This window comes from Enterococcus sp. LJL120, from assembly GCF_054871765.1.
On record NZ_JBTXLV010000003.1, the window covers coordinates 311,120 to 327,656 of the forward strand.

At 41.2% G+C, this 16,537-nt stretch carries 14 protein-coding genes; 13 read left to right on the forward strand and 1 reads right to left on the reverse strand.

What is annotated here, in order from left to right; translation table 11 throughout:
• Positions 1 to 96 precede the first annotated feature (96 nt).
• The 7 genes from ACYSNU_RS06765 to ACYSNU_RS06795 all read left to right on the forward strand — a co-directional run bounded on the left by ACYSNU_RS06765 (position 97) and on the right by ACYSNU_RS06795 (position 7,893).
• Positions 97 to 930, forward strand: a complete 834-nt coding sequence (locus ACYSNU_RS06765) for a sulfide/dihydroorotate dehydrogenase-like FAD/NAD-binding protein (RefSeq protein WP_461736419.1) — start codon at positions 97 to 99, stop codon at positions 928 to 930.
• A complete protein-coding gene (gene gltA, locus ACYSNU_RS06770; protein WP_461736420.1) occupies positions 923 to 2,320 on the forward strand; it encodes an NADPH-dependent glutamate synthase in 1,398 nt (465 codons plus the stop codon). The genes ACYSNU_RS06765 and gltA overlap by 8 nt, the downstream gene beginning before the upstream one ends.
• Positions 2,321 to 2,620: 300 nt before the next feature.
• Entirely contained in the window at positions 2,621 to 3,628 is a 1,008-nt protein-coding gene (locus tag ACYSNU_RS06775; protein ID WP_461736421.1) for an ABC transporter ATP-binding protein, read from the forward strand.
• The gene (locus ACYSNU_RS06780; protein ID WP_461736422.1) at positions 3,628 to 4,491 is read left to right on the forward strand and encodes an ABC transporter permease; all 864 of its coding nucleotides are present in this window, start codon (positions 3,628 to 3,630) and stop codon (positions 4,489 to 4,491) included. Before ACYSNU_RS06775 ends, ACYSNU_RS06780 begins: the two co-directional genes overlap by 1 nt.
• Before the next feature lie 10 nt (positions 4,492 to 4,501).
• The gene (locus ACYSNU_RS06785) at positions 4,502 to 6,112 is read left to right on the forward strand and encodes a Gldg family protein (RefSeq protein ID WP_461736423.1); all 1,611 of its coding nucleotides are present in this window, start codon (positions 4,502 to 4,504) and stop codon (positions 6,110 to 6,112) included.
• Between the two features lie 9 nt (positions 6,113 to 6,121).
• Complete coding sequence (locus tag ACYSNU_RS06790) at positions 6,122 to 7,129, forward strand: DUF4340 domain-containing protein (protein ID WP_461736424.1); 1,008 nt, start codon at positions 6,122 to 6,124, stop codon at positions 7,127 to 7,129.
• A 296-nt stretch (positions 7,130 to 7,425) separates the two neighbouring features.
• Positions 7,426 to 7,893, forward strand: coding sequence for an Lrp/AsnC family transcriptional regulator (locus ACYSNU_RS06795; protein ID WP_461736425.1), 468 nt, complete (start codon positions 7,426 to 7,428; stop codon positions 7,891 to 7,893).
• 170 nt (positions 7,894 to 8,063) lie between these two features.
• On the opposite strand, the gene ACYSNU_RS06800 is transcribed toward ACYSNU_RS06795, so the two are convergent.
• A complete protein-coding gene (locus ACYSNU_RS06800) occupies positions 8,064 to 8,972 on the reverse strand; it encodes a lactate/malate family dehydrogenase (RefSeq protein WP_461736426.1) in 909 nt (302 codons plus the stop codon).
• Between the two features lie 137 nt (positions 8,973 to 9,109).
• Between ACYSNU_RS06800 and ACYSNU_RS06805 the strand changes: the two genes are divergently transcribed.
• The 6 genes from ACYSNU_RS06805 (at position 9,110) to ACYSNU_RS06830 (ending at position 16,533) form a co-directional block, all read left to right on the forward strand.
• Positions 9,110 to 9,535, forward strand: coding sequence for a GNAT family N-acetyltransferase (locus ACYSNU_RS06805; protein WP_461736427.1), 426 nt, complete (start codon positions 9,110 to 9,112; stop codon positions 9,533 to 9,535).
• Between the two features lie 14 nt (positions 9,536 to 9,549).
• A complete protein-coding gene (locus ACYSNU_RS06810) occupies positions 9,550 to 9,900 on the forward strand; it encodes a DUF488 domain-containing protein (RefSeq protein WP_461736428.1) in 351 nt (116 codons plus the stop codon).
• A gap of 320 nt (positions 9,901 to 10,220) precedes the next feature.
• On the forward strand, positions 10,221 to 12,125 hold the full coding sequence (locus ACYSNU_RS06815) for an endonuclease MutS2 (protein WP_461736429.1): 1,905 nt from the start codon (positions 10,221 to 10,223) through the stop codon (positions 12,123 to 12,125).
• 287 nt (positions 12,126 to 12,412) lie between these two features.
• Positions 12,413 to 12,703, forward strand: coding sequence for a DUF5960 family protein (locus ACYSNU_RS06820; RefSeq protein WP_461736430.1), 291 nt, complete (start codon positions 12,413 to 12,415; stop codon positions 12,701 to 12,703).
• A gap of 153 nt (positions 12,704 to 12,856) precedes the next feature.
• Positions 12,857 to 15,430, forward strand: a complete 2,574-nt coding sequence (locus ACYSNU_RS06825; RefSeq protein WP_461736431.1) for a YfhO family protein — start codon at positions 12,857 to 12,859, stop codon at positions 15,428 to 15,430.
• Positions 15,427 to 16,533: an NAD(P)/FAD-dependent oxidoreductase gene (locus ACYSNU_RS06830; protein ID WP_461736432.1), complete on the forward strand. Its 1,107-nt coding sequence runs from the start codon at positions 15,427 to 15,429 to the stop codon at positions 16,531 to 16,533. The genes ACYSNU_RS06825 and ACYSNU_RS06830 overlap by 4 nt, the downstream gene beginning before the upstream one ends.
• Positions 16,534 to 16,537 lie beyond the last annotated feature (4 nt).

Sequence of the window (16,537 nt, forward strand, 5' to 3'; positions counted from 1 at the left end):
TAAATCTTCATTAATCTGGGATTATAGGGTAAAATTAGCACTAATTAAGAGTAGCTTTTACCAAAAAAGATAGATTTTTTAGCGGAGGTAATTTAGATGAAAATTATTGCCAAAAATAAACTTGCTGACACAGAATATGAAATTTATATCGAAGCTCCTCGAGTTGCCAAAAAAGCGCAGGCCGGCCAGTTTGTTATCTTGCGGATTGATGATTTTGGCGAAAGAGTTCCATTAACGGTGGTAGCAACTGATCCTGAAGCCGGTTGGGTGCGGCTGATTTTTCAAGTGATTGGTAAATCCACTGCTCAATTGGCAGCGCTGAACACCGGTGATGAGATTCAAGATTTTGTCGGACCTCTTGGCAAGGCCACCGAAATTAAAAATTACGGTCATGTGTTAATGGTCGGCGGCGGTGTTGGGATTGCCGCATTATTCCCAATCGTTAAAGCGCTGAAGGAAGCTGGCAATACTGTCACGACAATTTTAGGGGCAAAAACGGCTGACCTATTAATTTTAAAGGAAGAATGTAACCGTTATTCTGGTCAACTGATTTTAATGACAGATGACGGCTCTCTAGGTGAAAAAGGCTTAGTCACCGATGCAATGAAAAAAGTTTTGCAAACAGAAACGATTGATTTTGGTTGGGCAATTGGCCCTAGCCCCATGATGAAATTTGCGACACTGACAGCGATGGAATTTGATTTGCCGATTTATGTTTCCTTAAATCCGATTATGGTGGATGGTACTGGCATGTGCGGTGGCTGTCGTGTGACGGTGGCTGATTCTGTAAAATATGCCTGCGTTGACGGTCCGGAATTTTTAGGCGCCGAAGTAGCCTGGGATGAATTTATCGCCCGGATGTCACAGTATCGCAGCGCTGAAGAAACAGCCTATCAAAAATATCGAGAGCAGGTGGAGGCCCATGGCTAAAAGAAGTTATACAAAAACGCCAATGGCAGAGCAAAAGGCAGAAGTCCGCAACCGTAATTTTTCCGAGGTGAGCTTTGGCTACACTCTTGCAGAAGGTCAATTAGAGGCCAGCCGTTGTCTGCAATGTAAAAATGCTCCCTGTATTGCCAAATGTCCCGTGGAAATTGATATTCCCGGTTTTATTAAAGCGATTGAAGATGAAGATTTAGCAGAAGCCTATAAAATTTTAAATCGCTATACTAATCTACCGGCAATTTGTGGGCGGGTTTGTCCCCAAGAAAAACAATGCGAAATGGTCTGTCGTCTTGGTCAATCGAAAAAATTTGAACCAGTGGCAATCGGCCGTTTAGAAAGATTAGTAGGAGACTGGGCGATTCAACAGCCAACAGAAAGAGTCACGCCACCTAAAACTTATCAAGGAAAGGTCGCCGTTATCGGTTCGGGGCCTTCTGGCTTGACCTGCGCCGGTGATTTAGCGGCTTTAGGTTTTCAAGTGACAATTTATGAAGCCTTGCATTTAGCAGGCGGTGTTTTATCTTATGGCATTCCAGCTTTTCGTCTGCCAAAAGAAGTCGTGCAAAAAGAAATTGATGGTATAAAAGCTCAAGGCGTAACAATTGAAACCAATGTTGTGGTGGGTAAGACAATCACCATGACAGAAATTATGAAGGAATTTGACGCTTGCTATCTGGCAATTGGTGCCGGAGCGCCGAATTTTCAAGGAATCCCCGGTTCGGCATTAAAGGGGGTGTATTCCTCCAGTGAATTTTTGACCCGCATTAATTTAATGCACGGTAATCAATTTCCTGATTATGATACACCGATTCAAAATTCGCAAAAAGTCGTGGTCATCGGCGGCGGCAATGTGGCGATGGATGCCGCTAGAAGCGCAAAAAGAATTGGTGCCAAGGAAGTGGCGATTGTTTACCGCCGTTCATTGCATGAATTGCCGGTCCGTTTAGAAGAATATCACCATGCGGTGGAAGAAGGCATTCAATTTTATTGGCTGACGAGTCCCACAGAATATTTAGCAGATGAAAATGGTTCCTTAAAAGGTGTTAAGTGTCTACAAATGGAATTAGGCGAGCCGGATGAAAGCGGACGGCAACGGCCAGTTGCCATTGCCGACAGCGAATTTGTGATTGAAGCTGATACGGCGATTGAAGCGATTGGCCAAGGACCAAATCGCGTTTTACTGGAAACTTATCCAGAGTTGGCCTTGAATAAATGGGGCTATGTCGACGCTGAAGAAGCGACCTGTCAAACTTCAATTCCAGGCGTTTATGCCGGCGGCGACATTGTGACTGGTGCCGCCACTGTAATCTTGGCGATGGGAGCAGGCAAAATTGCCGCTAAAGAAATTGCCAGCTACATTGAAGGAAAAAAATAATTTTTTGCAACAATCAAAAAAATAAATTAATTTTGAAACTGTAACATCAGTAAAAATAGCTAGCCTATGTGTTTGAAATTCTTTAGGGAGACAGTGCTAAAGAGGTGCAAGCACTAGGCGTTTAGCTATGAATAACTGGTGAGACAGTTTCTTTTTTTTAGAAAAATATGAATTTTCCATAAATTATTTTTGCCTTTTTCCTCAATCAATTATCAGAAAAACTTCAAAAAAAAGCCAAGACTTTTCTCTATATTAAAAAAATGCTATTTTCTGAATATTTATAAAATGGAGGAATACGCTTTGATTGAGGTAAAAAATTTAGTGAAACGGTATGGCAATCAGCTGGCCTTGGCAGATTTGAGCTTTACTGTCGAAAATGGAAAAGTTTATGGCTTGTTGGGAGCAAATGGTGCGGGTAAATCAACGACCATGAACATTATTACCGGCTACATCGGTGCAACTTCCGGCACGGTGGAAATTGACGGGCTGGATATTTTAAAAAATCCTGAGATGGTCAAAAGTAAAATCGGTTACCTGCCGGAACAGCCGCCTTTGTACTTGGATATGAAGGTGGAGGAATATTTATCCTTTTGTGGGGAATTAAAAAAAATCCCCCACAATAAACGGCAGCAGAGGATTGAAGAAGTAATCGCTAAAGTCCAATTAGGCGAAGTCCGCCAGCGATTGATAAAAAATCTGTCTAAAGGCTACAAACAGCGGGTTGGTTTAGCTCAGGCAATCATGGGCTATCCTGAGGTTATTATTTTAGACGAGCCGACTGTCGGCTTGGATCCGCAGCAGATTATTGAAATTCGCAGTTTGATTCGGGAGCTGGCTAAAGAGCACACGATTATTTTTAGTTCGCATATTTTGGCTGAGGTCCAAGAGGTCTGCGATGAATTTTTAATCATGGCTAAAGGCAAATTAGTCATCAAAGAAACCACTGACAATATCGGCAATCTGATGAATGCACCGCTGAGCATCGAGTTAACGGTAAAAACGACGCCAGCTTTAGCGGAAAAAATTTTAGCCGAACTGCCTCAGATTGAACAGGCGGATTATCAAGTAGAAAATGAGACGACTAAAATTCATTTGCAGATGAAAGATCAAACAGATATTCGCGAAGAACTCTTCTTGGCTTTTGCCAAAGAACAAATTGCAATCTTGGAAATTCAGCAATCGACTACCAGCCTTGAGGATGTCTTTTTAGAATTAATTCAAGCCCCAGTTGAAGCGCCGGAAGAATTAACTGGGGAAGCAGTTGCAGAAACAGCAGAGACTAAAGATGAGGCAGGTGATGCAAAATGATGGCAATTTATAAACGAGAGCTGAAATCCTATTTTCAGACGATGATTGGCAATGTCTTTTTAGCCTTCTTGATTGCCTTTGTAGGCTTTTATTTTATGGTTTACAACCTCTATTATGGCTATAATTATTTTTCTTATGCGCTAGGTTCAGGGTTATTAATCATGATCATTGCCGTGCCGATTTTAACGATGAAGTCCTTTGCAGAAGAGCGCCGCAGCAAAACCGACCAATTGCTGCTGACAGCGCCCGTCAAATTATGGGAAATAGTTTTAGGCAAATACCTTTCAATGATTAGTATTTTAGCGATTGCCTGTTTAATTTTTTGTATTTGTCCGATTATTATTTTGACGCTGGGTTCCGCCCATTTGACAATTGATTATTTGACCATCCTCTTATTCTTTTTGATTGGTTCCTTGTACATAGCCTTAGGAATGTTGATTTCCTCTTTAACAGAGAGTCAAATTATCGCGGCTATCGGCACGATGGGAATATTATTACTGCTGTATTTTTGGAGCAGCCTGAGTGCTTATCTGCCGACGATTGGTTTCTATAATTTAATTGCGATTCTTTTATTATTAGCGGTTGCAGCGCTAGTTCTGTTTTCTTATCTAGGTAGTGGCCTTTTCAGCGGACTATTCTTTTTGGCTACAGGTATAATTGCTGTGGTGATTTATGTGATAAATGGAACAGCCTATGAAAGCCTGTTGAGTAATCTATTAGCTGGCTTTGATTTGACCAGCATCTTGTATAATTCAGTTGACAGCAATCTCTTCAGCGTGCCAAACCTCGTCTTTTTATTGTCCTTAATTGGCTTATTTAATTTTTTGACGCTGCAAGTATTACAAAAACGGCGTTGGAGCTAGGAGGAAGCAGATGAAGAAGAAAAATAAATTATTCGCAAATAAAGGCCCTAAACGCAGTTTGAAGGAAGTGCTGCACTTATTTTCATGGCAGTCTATTAAGAAATCCTTCCAAACAAAAAATTTCAAACAGGGGACATACCGTGGCGGCTTAACAGTTTTGGTGATTGTTCTAGTCATGCTTGTCAATTTGATTGCCAATCAATTGCCAGCCTCTGTGCAGACGATTGATTTAAGTGAGGAACAAATCATGGAGGTCTCGACAACCTCTGAAAATTTCTTGGATAATTTGTCAGACGAGATTGATTTTGTAGTCTTAGCCAATCAATCAGAAACTGATACGACCATCAGCACTTTTATTGAAAAGTATGCTAGTCTCTCAAAAAATATTTCAGTGGAGTGGATTGACCCGACGCTGCATCCTTCTGCTTTAACTGAATACAGTGCTGATGAAGATACTTTGGTGATTATCGACCAGACGACGGGAGAATCTATGACCGTCAGCTTCAGCGAAATTTTGTATTCTGGTTATGACAGCAGCTACAATACGGTAACAACCTTTGATGGCGATGGGGCAATTACCAGTGCCCTTAATGCTTTGACCAGCAACGAAGCTCAAGTTATTTACACAACGGAGGGACACGGCGAAACAGACTTGCCGACGTCAATCACCGATGCTTTCTCAAAAAATAATTACGCCACAAACACTGTCAACACTTTGATGACTGGTGAGCTGCCAACGGATGCCGATTTATTACTAATCTACGGGCCGACCACAGATTTCACAACAGATGAAATCACTCAGATGGAGGACTATATTGCCGCCGGTGGAAAAGTTATGGTAGTGTTAAGCGCTGAAAATCCTGACCTGCCGAATTTAAGCAGCTTTATGGAGGCTTATGGTTTAGCGGAAACCGCCGGCTATGTTGCCGATACCGAACGCTCGTATCAAGGACAGCCTTATTATTTATTCCCGAATCTGACCTTAAGCGGAACTTATGCAGAAGGTATTGAAAATGAAATGGTCTTGATTTTAAATACTAAAGGCTTCACGGAAGTTGATCCAACGATTGAAAATGTTACAGTAACTTCTTTGATGGAAACCAGCTCAGGCGGCTATGATGTGACAGAGGACGACCAGGTTCAAGGGACGTATCTTTTAGGCGCAGTTGCAACGCAAACGGTGACCACTGAAGATGAAGAAGCGACAACCGATTCAACTAGTGATGCTACGACTGAATCAACAAGTGAATCAACAAGTGAATCAACGGCTGAATCCACCACCGAAAGCAGCACTGAATCAACTGAAAGTAGTGACGCCACTGAAGATGCGGAGGCTGAAGAAGTTTCTGACGGCATGTTGACCGTTGTTAGTAGCACAAACATGATGGATGATTCAATTTTAGCTTCCATTTCAACAATCGAAAACAGCACGTTGTTTATGAATATGGTGACGGCTAATTTTGCGGATGTTTCCAATATCAGCATCGAAGCAAAAACGTTATCTTCTAACACCAATACGGTCACAAATCCCGGCAGCTACAGTCTGTTTATGATTTTAATCATTCCACTGGTTATTTTAATTGTTGGCTTTGCTATCTGGTTGAGAAGAAGAAAGGCTTAGGAGGTTATTATGCAAAAAGTTTATAAGAATCCTTATGTGATTTTAAGTGGGCTGCTAATTATTGGGATGATAATCTATATTTTTCTAGCCAATTATAATGAGGATGTCGCTGCGGACACAGCGGCCTCCTCTGAAGCGGCGACAATTTACGTGACGGATTATGCGGATTTAACCAGCTTTAGTTATTCTGACAACAGTGAGGCACTCAGTTTTGAAAAAAAGGATGATGACTGGGTGGATACTAGCGTGCCGGATGTTTCTTTGAGCACCTCAACGCTGGAAGTCACCGCCCAAGCAATTGGTCAGCTGACAGCAAACAAAGAATTAACTGAGGACTTGGATGATTTAGCGGCCTACGGTTTGGCTGAACCGACGTATCAAATTCAGTTTGCAACAGAAGAAGCTGAAGGAGAAATTTTAATCGGCAACGCCCTCAGTGATGGCAGTTATTATGCAAAGCTAGCTGACAGTGACACCATTTATGTGATTGACTCAACGCTGGTTTCTTATTTAACTTTTGATGTTAATACTTTAGTGGCGACACCAGAAGTGCCGGCGTTAGATAGCGACACTGTGATTAGCGTCAGCCAAATTACTGATGGCATTTACACGGAACTAACGGCGGAAGATGATCAGACGGAAACGACGGAAAGCAGTGCAACAGAAGATTCAACAACGAAATCTTCCACAGAAACGACGACCACTGAATCAACTGAAGCAGCAGCAACGCCTTTTAGTGATGCAGTTTCTTATTTGACATCTTTGTATATTTCTAGCTCAATTAATTATCAGCCGACTGATGAGGAGTTAACTAGCTACGGATTGTCAACAGATGCGCGAACCACCTATGAAGTGGTTTATCAAGCTGAAAATGAAGAAGAAACCTTTACTATGTATATCGGTAATTTAGATAGCGAGACCGGCTATTATTATTTGCAGGTGCCGGATAATTCTGTCGTATACCAATTGTCACAAAGCACTGTGGAAAATTTACTGAGTGCCTTTTCAGAGTCATAAAATAAAAATTTCAAACCCTTTTAACAAACGAGAAAGCCTTTGTGATAAATTTTTTCAATGGGCAGGAAATTTCCTGCCGGTGGAATCTAAAAAAGCGTTCTCATAATTTCATCTTTGTCTATGATAAATTATTTTGTAGACCAATTTTAAAAATAACTAAATTTTTATTGAAATTTCCAGTTAGAATGCGTACAATTATAGACATAATTAAAAATAGATGAGAATTGACTTGAAATTTTCAAATAGGTTGCTTTAAGCAGGCGCTGGTTGTTTCTCGGATAAAGGGGTTGTGTCACATGGACGAAATCGATACTAAGATTGTCAATATTATTCAAGAAAACGGCCGGGTCTCCATTAAGCAGATTGCTTCAGAGTGCTTTATCTCTTCACCAGCAGCATCTGTCCGCCTACAAAATTTGGAAAATCAAGGCTTGATCAAAAACTATCAAGCCCAAATTGATTATCAAAAATTAGGCTATCTAATTAAAGCCTACATTCATTGTGCTGTTAATGCCAAAGACAAAGAAGCTTTTTATAGCTTTGTCGGCGGGGTCGCTAACGTGTTGGAATGCGACTGCATCACTGGCGATTATTCCATGCAGCTGAAGGTCGTGTTTAAAACCACGATTGAACTGGATGAATTTATCAATCAGCTGCAGCGCTTTGGCGACACGAGAACCCATATTGTCTTTTCAACACAGGTTGAATCCCGGGGACTCATCTTGGAATCAGAAAAAAATAAATTGGGCGAAAAAGTAATGTAAGTCCTTTAAAAAAACTATGCCATTAGTTAAAACAGAAGCGAATTTCACGAACAATTTTTAACAAGAACGACTAAAGATTGTCGATTTGCGACGAGGGCCAACTGGGCTTCAGAAGCAATCGTTTAGTTCGGAGTTTTCTCTGTTAAAAAAGACTAGTGGCATGGTTTTTTTTATTGGAGTTCAGTAACCATTTCTTTGATGCGGGCCACGGAAAGCTGCCATTTTTTTGTTTCAACTTCATTTAAAGTCAGAGGATAAATTTCTTCAATGCCATTTTTCCCAAGACGCGCTAGCTGACTGATATAAATTTTTTCTTTGTGATTGTAAACTGAAACGGGCATAACTTTTTGACTATCTGAAAAAATAGCTTCAACGATTAAGGCGGCTTGATTGGCAATGCCGTAGCTGGTGTAGCCTTTTCCTAGAAAAACCTTTGAGGCTTTGCGGCGAAATTCGGTTTCTAATTCGGTAATCTCAGCTAAAGATAATTTTTCAGCGAAGAGGCTGCCGGCAATTTGTAAATTTGACCACTGGGTAAACTGTGTATCGCCGTGCTCACCAAAAACATAACCGTTAATAGCTGTCGGGTGAACACCGGCCTTTTCAGCAAGCGTTTGTTTCATGCGGGCGGTATCTAAAGAAGTGCCTGTTCCAAAAATTTTTTCAGTTGGCAACTGTGTAAGTTTTTGGAAATAGCCGGTAATCACATCACAGGGATTTGTGATAATTAACGAGCTGCCGGAAAAACCGTTAGCTTTGATTTTCGGTGCCCATTCTTCAATCACCTGCTGGGTAAAACGCAATTCCTCCACCCGGTCGACATCACCGGCTAATAAGCTACTATCACCAGCTGCCATGATGATTAGCTGGCAATTTTTTAATTCTGCCAGCTGGTTAGCAGCTAATTTAACTGCTAAGGTGGTATCAATCTGACCTTGCAGCAAATCATTGACTTCAGCCTCAGCTACTTCAGTATTTTTATCAAATAAGATTAATTCATCGACTAGCCCCCGCTGAATCAGTAGCTGAGCGGTGGTGCTGCCGACATGACCTAAACCAATAATGGCAATTTTACGCATTTACTTCAGTCCCTTTTTTATAGAATAGTCTTTATTATTTCAAGAGAGTTTCGACTTGTCCAGAGGTTTTTGACAAATTTTTTTTAGACTATATGCTATGATGTTGTTGTAAGAAAGACAGAGAAAGAAGGATTATGATGATTAATAAAGTTGCTGGACCGGAGGATTATCCGGTTATCGTTGAGCTGTGGGAAAAATCAGTGCTTGCCAGCCATGAATTTTTGACATCAGCCGATTTTAATGAAATTAAGGCCAGCCTACCACAAATGTTGCCAGAAGTTGATTTACTATTGTGGTATGACAAAAGTCAGCTAGTTGGTTTTTCTGGAACACGGGACACAGCCTTGGAGATGCTTTTTTTGGATCCCAATGTTTTTGCTCAAGGCTATGGCCGACAAATTATCGACATTTTAAAAAAAGAGTATGGCGTACAAACCGTTGATGTCAATGAACAAAATCGACGGGCGAAAGAATTTTATTTGAAAAACGGCTTTGCTGTGATTAGTCGCAGTGAATTAGACGATGCGGGCCGGCCTTATCCATTACTGCATTTAAGTTTATAAAAGGAGTGGTCTGCATGCTTCAACTTAAGCGAGTCTATGCTGTCCCATCTGAAAATGACGGCTATCGAATTTTAGTCGACCGGATTTGGCCTCGAGGTGAAGCCAAAGAGAAAGCTAAAATTGATTTGTGGCTCAAAGAGATTGGCCCCAGTAAGGAACTACGCCAAAGCTTTCATCATGGGGAAATGACTTTTTCTCAGTTTAAAGCAGCTTATTTAAAGGAGCTGGCAACAGGGGCAACTGCCGCAGCTTTTCAAGAGCTGCAGCAAATTGTAGCTGAGCAGGCGACTGTGACGCTGCTCTTTGCTTCAAAAAATCAAACAGAAAACCAAGCGGTGATTTTAAAGGAACTATTGGAAAAGTAAATTTACTGCTTGTATTTTAAAAAATTTTCTAGTACACTGATTTTGTGAAGAAAAAGTTTAACCTGAAAGAGGTATATTTGTGAGTGTAGTCGGTATCTAATCAAGCAATTTAATAGCTGAATAAGCCTAAGCTTATTTGGTGTGCTAATAGATACCTGTCAAAAATAGTAGAATTTTCCAGACGGTAGGGTGTCTTTGTCCTACCGTCTTTTTTTGGCGGACAAAGCTCTCGCCGGAAAAAAACTTTTAAACTAAAACGACTTTTTGTTCACAGGAGAAAGACTGTCTGCAGGTGTCTATTCCCAAAGAAAGGAATAGAGATGAATAATCAATTATTACAAACCACGCAATTTAACGAAATTAATGATCGGCTGATGCACTTAACCATCAGTGACTTTGCCAAAGAATTATTAGCAGACCGCAGACCGTTGACTAATTTCAATGCCGTAAAGCGAAAACTGGCTGAGACTGACGAGGCCAGTAATTTACTTGGCTCAGGTCAGCACGTCCCCTTTATGGGCTTGACACGGATTCAACAGCTGACCAAAAAAATTGAAAAAGGCTTGATTTTAGAAATTGGCGAGCTGATTGAATACGGCGACTTTTTACGGAGCTTTCGGCTGATTACTAAGCTGTTTGAAAAAAATCAGTATCAAGCGCCGACCTTAGCCAGCTATGCCAAAGACTTGGCGGATTTATCTGAGGTTGAAGAGGCGATTAATCAAAGCATCCAAGGCAATCAAATTGCCAGCGAAAGTTCTCGTCAACTGAGGAAAATCCGCAATCAGATTCAAAAAATCGAAAAAGATATTGAAGGCAAGATGGCCAAGCATTTAAGAAATTGGAGCGGCAGCAATTTTCTGCAGGAACGGCTGATTTTGAAAAAAGCCGACCGCTACACACTGCCGGTCAAGGTCGAATTCAAAAATAAAGTCAAGGGCTCGATTGTTGAAAGCTCCCGCCAAGGCCAAACCGTCTACATTGAGCCGAATGATGTCAGCAAACTCAACGAAGAATTAATTTTTGCGAAGGCTGAGGAAGTGGCGGAGGTCTATCAGATTTTAGCTTATCTGACAGGACTGATTGCTGAGAACTTGCCGACGATTCATTACAGCAAAGATATTATTGTCGAACTTGATATTATTTTTGCCAGAGGAAAATTAAGCCGCAGCTTCGGTGGTCGCAAACCAGACATCAATCATGAAGATGTTTTGCGATTGAAACAAGTCAAGCATCCTTTATTAGATAATCCAGTTCCATTAAGTTTGGAATTGGGAGCTGCACATCGAGGATTGATTATCACGGGTCCAAACGCTGGCGGAAAGACGGTTGTTTTAAAAACCGTCGCTTTAACTTGCTTGTTGACAATGTCAGGGATTTTTGTCGCCAATCAAGCAGGGACGACGATTCCAATTTTGGATGAACTCTTTATTGATATCGGTGACCAACAAAGTTTAGAAAATGCCTTAAGTACCTTCTCTGGTCACATGCAAAATATTTCGCAAATTTTAGCCAAGAGCCGCAATCATACCCTCGTGCTCTTAGATGAAATCGGCAGCGGCACTGAACCCAAAGAAGGGGCCGCTCTAGGCATTGCCTTGATGGAGGAAATGTATTTAAAAGGAGCTTTGGTGATTGCCACCACCCACTATGGGGAAATTAAAGATTTTGCTTTGCAGCATCAAGACTTCGTTACAGCGGCGATGGCCTTTGACAGTGCTAGCTTGTCACCGAAGTACCAGCTGTTATTAGGAGAAGTTGGCGATAGCAACGCCTTTTGGATTGCCAAAAAAATGCAAGTGCCAGCTAATGTGTTAACCCGCAGCCGAGATTATCTGCAAACTAAAAATTATTCCTCAGAGAAAAAAGTATTTGCTAAACGACAAAAGGCAGCCCCTAAAGTCGAAGCGATTGCCTTTGACAAAGGCGACCGGGTCTACTCCGCTGAGCTGCAGAAAACCGGCTTGTACTATGAAGAAAAGGATCCTTCTTATGGCATCATTTATTTAGAAGGGGAATTTAAAACCGTCTTAAAGCGCCGTTTAGAACTAAAAGGCGCCGCCAAAGATTTGTATCCTGCTGATTATGATTTAGAAAGTTTATTCGCTGATTTCCATGAGCGAAAAAAGATTCGTGATTTGGAACGGGGTTCAAAAAAAGCCCACAAGCAATTGGCTAAAGAAGCCAAGGAGCGGGCGCAACAGTTAGCGACTGAGCAAAAATAATCACAAAAATATTCAATGGAAGTCTTTTCATGGCTAAATGCGGCAAAAAGATTTATTATAAAAGAAAGACTTGAGGAAGCTAGTAAAATCTGCAGGCTTATAAAGCATTTTTGCTGAGGGCCCGCAGGATTTTAACTAGCAGGGCAGAATAATGAAATGAGTGAGCTAAAGATTGGCTTCAAGGGGATACTTGATATTCAACGGTCAATCCAATCGCTGCTTCATTTTAAAAATTGCAGTACCTCAGGTAACAAAATTTATAATTAATTATTCTAGGAGGAACTCCCATGAAAGAATTTTTTGTTGGGCAAGAAAACTTTTTAAAGGATTACCGCAAAGTTGCCAAAGATGAAGACCGCAGCGACGATGAAATTGTTGAAGGCGTCAGACGTTACTTGGATGAAAACTTCACCAGCCAATATATTTTACCGGCTGAAAAAAGCCTCACCAAAGGGGCGTATAGTTTTCCCTTCGATAAACAAATGTACACCGATGAATTGGATGAAACCTTGAAGAATCGCTACATTTATATCGGTGAAGCGATTGAGTTGGAAACTCGCGAAGACGAACAGTTATAAAAAATTTAACCTCTGTAAAATCTATCCCTACCACAAGGAAGGGCTGGGTTTTACAGAGGTTTTTTCGGCCTTCAACCGGTTAATTTTTGACAGAAAAAAAGCCCCTTGCTACACTAAATGCAGATTGAATACGAAAAATAGGTTGAGGTTATGATGAAATTAAGAAATTGGTTGTTGGGCATGGGCAGTATTTTGCTGCCGTTAGTGATGATGATGATGATTTGGGCCAGTTTAAATGTCGCGCCTTTTGGTGATGGCAATTTACTGGTGAGTGATACTGGAACCCAATATTTAGAATTTATTCATTTATTTAAAAAATTTTTTGAAGAAGGCTTTAGCAGCTATTCCTTTTCCAATGGCATTGGCGGTTCCATTGAAGCTTTGAGTGGTTATTATCTAATCAGCCCCTTTAATTTGATTGCCCTTTTGTTTGCAGACGAGCAGATGCCGATTGCAATTATTTGGATTATGACCACCAAAATTGCCCTGATTGGTGGCAGTATGTATTTTTATTTGGCCCGTCATTATCAAGAGACGAGCCTCTGGACATTAGTTTTTTCAACGGCCTATAGTTTTTGCGGCTTTGTTGTCGCCTATAGTTTAAATTTTATGTGGCTGGATGCGTTGATTTTCCTGCCGCTAGTCGCTTATGGATTGGAAAAGCTTTGGCGCAGAGAAACGGGTTTTCTTTACGGTATTAGTCTGCTGTTGACGATTGTCACCAATTATTATTTAGGTTATATGGTCTGTATTTTTGCAGTCCTCTATAGTTTGTATCTCTACTGGTTGGACAATCCGCAAAGAGATACTTGGCGGATAAAGGTTTTATGGCAACGCTGGCGAAAATTTTTGACGATTTCTATTGCGGCGGGTTTGGCCACCGGTTTTATTTTAATTCCTTCGTTATATGGAATGCTGCAAACAGCTAAGACAGATTTTTCTTTGACCGACTTTCTGCCCTTTCCCCGCTTTCTCTTTTCCGCTTTTTCACAGCTGGGGATGGGCACTTATAATTTCGAGATGCGCTTAGATCATCTGCCGACTATGTACACTGGCATTATCGTAATGCTGTTGTTTATCAGCTTTTTTATGGCAAATAAAATTGACCCGCGGGAGAAACAGGGAGCCGCTTTTTTAGTCGGCTGTCTCTTTGCTTCTTTTATCATTGAATTATTTAATACCGTCTGGCATATGTTCCAAAGTCCAGCGGGATTCCCGTATCGCAATACTTTTATTTTCAGCTTTTTAGTTGTTCGCTTCGCCTATGAAGGTTTTTTACACCTGAAAAAAGATTATAACTATAAGAGGGCAGCCCGCACGATTTGGAAAAGTGCTGCTATTTTGAGCGGTTTAATTTTAATCGGGCAGCTGGGAATTATCTTTGAGGATGCTTGGTTTAATGAAAGCTATGTTGGCGGGAATTTTGTAGTCGAGTCCCTGCTGGTAATCTGGCTCGGTGGCTTATTGTTGGTTTTATTTTTCCAGCAGCAGAAAAAAATCTGGCTGGTCTTAGCAGCGCTGTTGACCTTGGGTGAGCTGGGGGACAATTATCGTTATGCGATTCAAGATTTAGACTACGGCTCGCAAAAACAATACGCGAATTATTATGTAGCACAAGAAGATTTAGTTGACCAATTGACCGATGACCAGCCGCTCTTTCGAATCAATGAAAAAAGCGATGAGGAGAACAACGGCTATTCAATTGGCTACAATAGCTATAATGACGGCTTTTTATATAATTTTTCTGATATCTCCAGCTACACCTCGACTTTAGAAAAAGATGTCTTGGACACGCTAGTTAATTTGGGGATTTATTCAAAAAATGAGCGCCGCTTCACCTATGTGGATGAAAATCCGGTGTTAAATTTATTATTAAATGTTCGTTACTCAATCAAGCCAAATGAAATCAAAGACCGGACGCCGGAATTTGTTGAAAATAATTTATACGTGTATCAAAATGAAGAAGCTTTAGGCATGGGGCTCTTAGTCAATCGCTCAGATGTCGAGTTGACAGCCAATCAGGTGATTGAAAATCAAGAAAAAATTCTCCAGTCGCTTAGAGCGGAGGTCAATCCGTATTTCCGCAGCGCTGAATTAATTGATGTGGATACAACCGTTGAAGGTAAAACGACGATGACCTTAAAGACCAGCGCCGCCGGAAATTTATTTATGTATTTGCCGAATGTCCGCTGGCGTCAAATTGATTCTTTTAAAGTCAACGGGGAAGAGCATCAAACCGATATCACGATTATGACCAATCAATTATTTAATCTTGGTAATTTTGATTCACAGGCAGAAATTGTTTTAACCTTTAAAACGGATAATACATTTGATTATATAGATTGGCAGATTGCCACGCTGGCCCAAGATCAATTCGCTGATTTATTAGCTGAACAAGATCAATTTGCGGTTCAATTGAATAGTCAACGGGATGATTATTTATATGGCAGCGTAACGGCGGCCTCTGACAATAAACGATTGTTTCTTTCGATTCCCTACGATGGTGATTGGACGGTTAAAATTGATGGCAAGCCTGTTACAACTGAAAAAGTGTACGGTAGTTTCTTATCGGTGCTAGTACCGGAAGGCACCCATGCCATCAGCCTAACTTATTTATCGAAACCGAATCTTTATGGAGGAATTTTATCCTTGTCGGTGATTGGCTTAACCGGAATTTATTATGGCGTGAAGGGCCTTCGTTGGCTGGTGAAAAGGAGTCGCAAATGAAAAAAATTGCTGTGATTGGCGGCGGAATAATCGGTCTGACCTTAGCTAATTATTTAGATACAACTAAATTTGCTGTGACTGTTTACGATGAAGGGCTTGGTCAAGCAACAAAGGCGAGTGCCGGAATTATTTCCCCCTGGCTGTCAAAGCGGCGCAATCAAAAATGGTACGCGTTGGCTCGTGACGGGGCCGCCTTTTATCAAAAATTAGTCAGTGATTTTAAATTGGAGCCGACAGTCTATAAAAAAAGTGGCACGTTAATTTTGCGCAAGTCTCAGGATGTAGCTGAGCTGTCTGAATTAGCGACGGAGCGTAAAAAAACAGCACCAGCTATTGGTGAGATTCAACTTTTAACAGCAGAGGAAACAGCGGAACGCAATCCGCTGTTAAAGCCGCAGCCGTCCTTACTGATTGACGGCGGTGCCCGTTTAGATGGCAAAGCTTGTTTGCAGCAATTAAGAAAAATTGCTGCAGCCAAAGGAATTCAGTTTATTCCAGAAAAAGCGACTGTTCAGCGTAAAGCTTCAGCCTATGAAGTTTTAAGTCCGCAAACTGGCAAAAAAGATTTTGATTTTATCGCCTTTACTAACGGGCCCCATTTACCAAACTCCTTAGAACCTTTAGGCTATCTCGCCAAGGTTCGACCGCAAAAGGGCCAGCTATTGGTTTTTCAAACCAATTTTTCTACTAGCGGAAATTGGCCAGTGGCGATGTTAGACGGTGAAAGTGATTTGATTCCCTTTGAAAATGGAAAAATTTTAGTGGGAGCCACCCATGAAAATAATCAAGGGTTTGATTTAGAGGCGACCCCGGCCGCTTTTGCAGATTTACAACGAAAGACGCTACCTTTTTTAGCTGAGGCGGCTTTGTTTAGCCAGCCGTATCACTATCGAGTTGGGACCAGAGCTTATACAGAAGATTTTGCGCCATTTTTTAATTGTTTGCCGGCTGATCCGGCCATTGCTGTAGCCAGCGGGTTAGGTTCTTCTGGCTTAACTACCGGCCCGCTGATTGGCTTTTTGTTGGCAAAATATTTTAACGAAGGCAGCAACGATTGGCAGCAGTATCAAAAACCGCTGAAAGATTATCTTGCAATAAATTAAAAAG

Bases quoted from the DNA above. Each gene is read 5' to 3' on its own strand.
- ACYSNU_RS06765 (WP_461736419.1), top strand. From the start codon at position 97: ATGAAAATTATTGCCAAAAATAAACTTGCTGACACAGAATATGAAATT.
- gltA (WP_461736420.1), top strand. From the start codon at position 923: ATGGCTAAAAGAAGTTATACAAAAACGCCAATGGCAGAGCAAAAGGCA.
- ACYSNU_RS06780 (WP_461736422.1), top strand. From the start codon at position 3,628: ATGGCAATTTATAAACGAGAGCTGAAATCCTATTTTCAGACGATGATT.
- ACYSNU_RS06785 (WP_461736423.1), top strand. From the start codon at position 4,502: ATGAAGAAGAAAAATAAATTATTCGCAAATAAAGGCCCTAAACGCAGT.
- ACYSNU_RS06790 (WP_461736424.1), top strand. From the start codon at position 6,122: ATGCAAAAAGTTTATAAGAATCCTTATGTGATTTTAAGTGGGCTGCTA.
- ACYSNU_RS06795 (WP_461736425.1), top strand. From the start codon at position 7,426: ATGGACGAAATCGATACTAAGATTGTCAATATTATTCAAGAAAACGGC.
- ACYSNU_RS06800 (WP_461736426.1), bottom strand. From the start codon at position 8,972: ATGCGTAAAATTGCCATTATTGGTTTAGGTCATGTCGGCAGCACCACC.
- ACYSNU_RS06805 (WP_461736427.1), top strand. From the start codon at position 9,110: ATGATTAATAAAGTTGCTGGACCGGAGGATTATCCGGTTATCGTTGAG.
- ACYSNU_RS06810 (WP_461736428.1), top strand. From the start codon at position 9,550: ATGCTTCAACTTAAGCGAGTCTATGCTGTCCCATCTGAAAATGACGGC.
- ACYSNU_RS06815 (WP_461736429.1), top strand. From the start codon at position 10,221: ATGAATAATCAATTATTACAAACCACGCAATTTAACGAAATTAATGAT.
- ACYSNU_RS06820 (WP_461736430.1), top strand. From the start codon at position 12,413: ATGAAAGAATTTTTTGTTGGGCAAGAAAACTTTTTAAAGGATTACCGC.
- ACYSNU_RS06825 (WP_461736431.1), top strand. From the start codon at position 12,857: ATGAAATTAAGAAATTGGTTGTTGGGCATGGGCAGTATTTTGCTGCCG.
- ACYSNU_RS06830 (WP_461736432.1), top strand. From the start codon at position 15,427: ATGAAAAAAATTGCTGTGATTGGCGGCGGAATAATCGGTCTGACCTTA.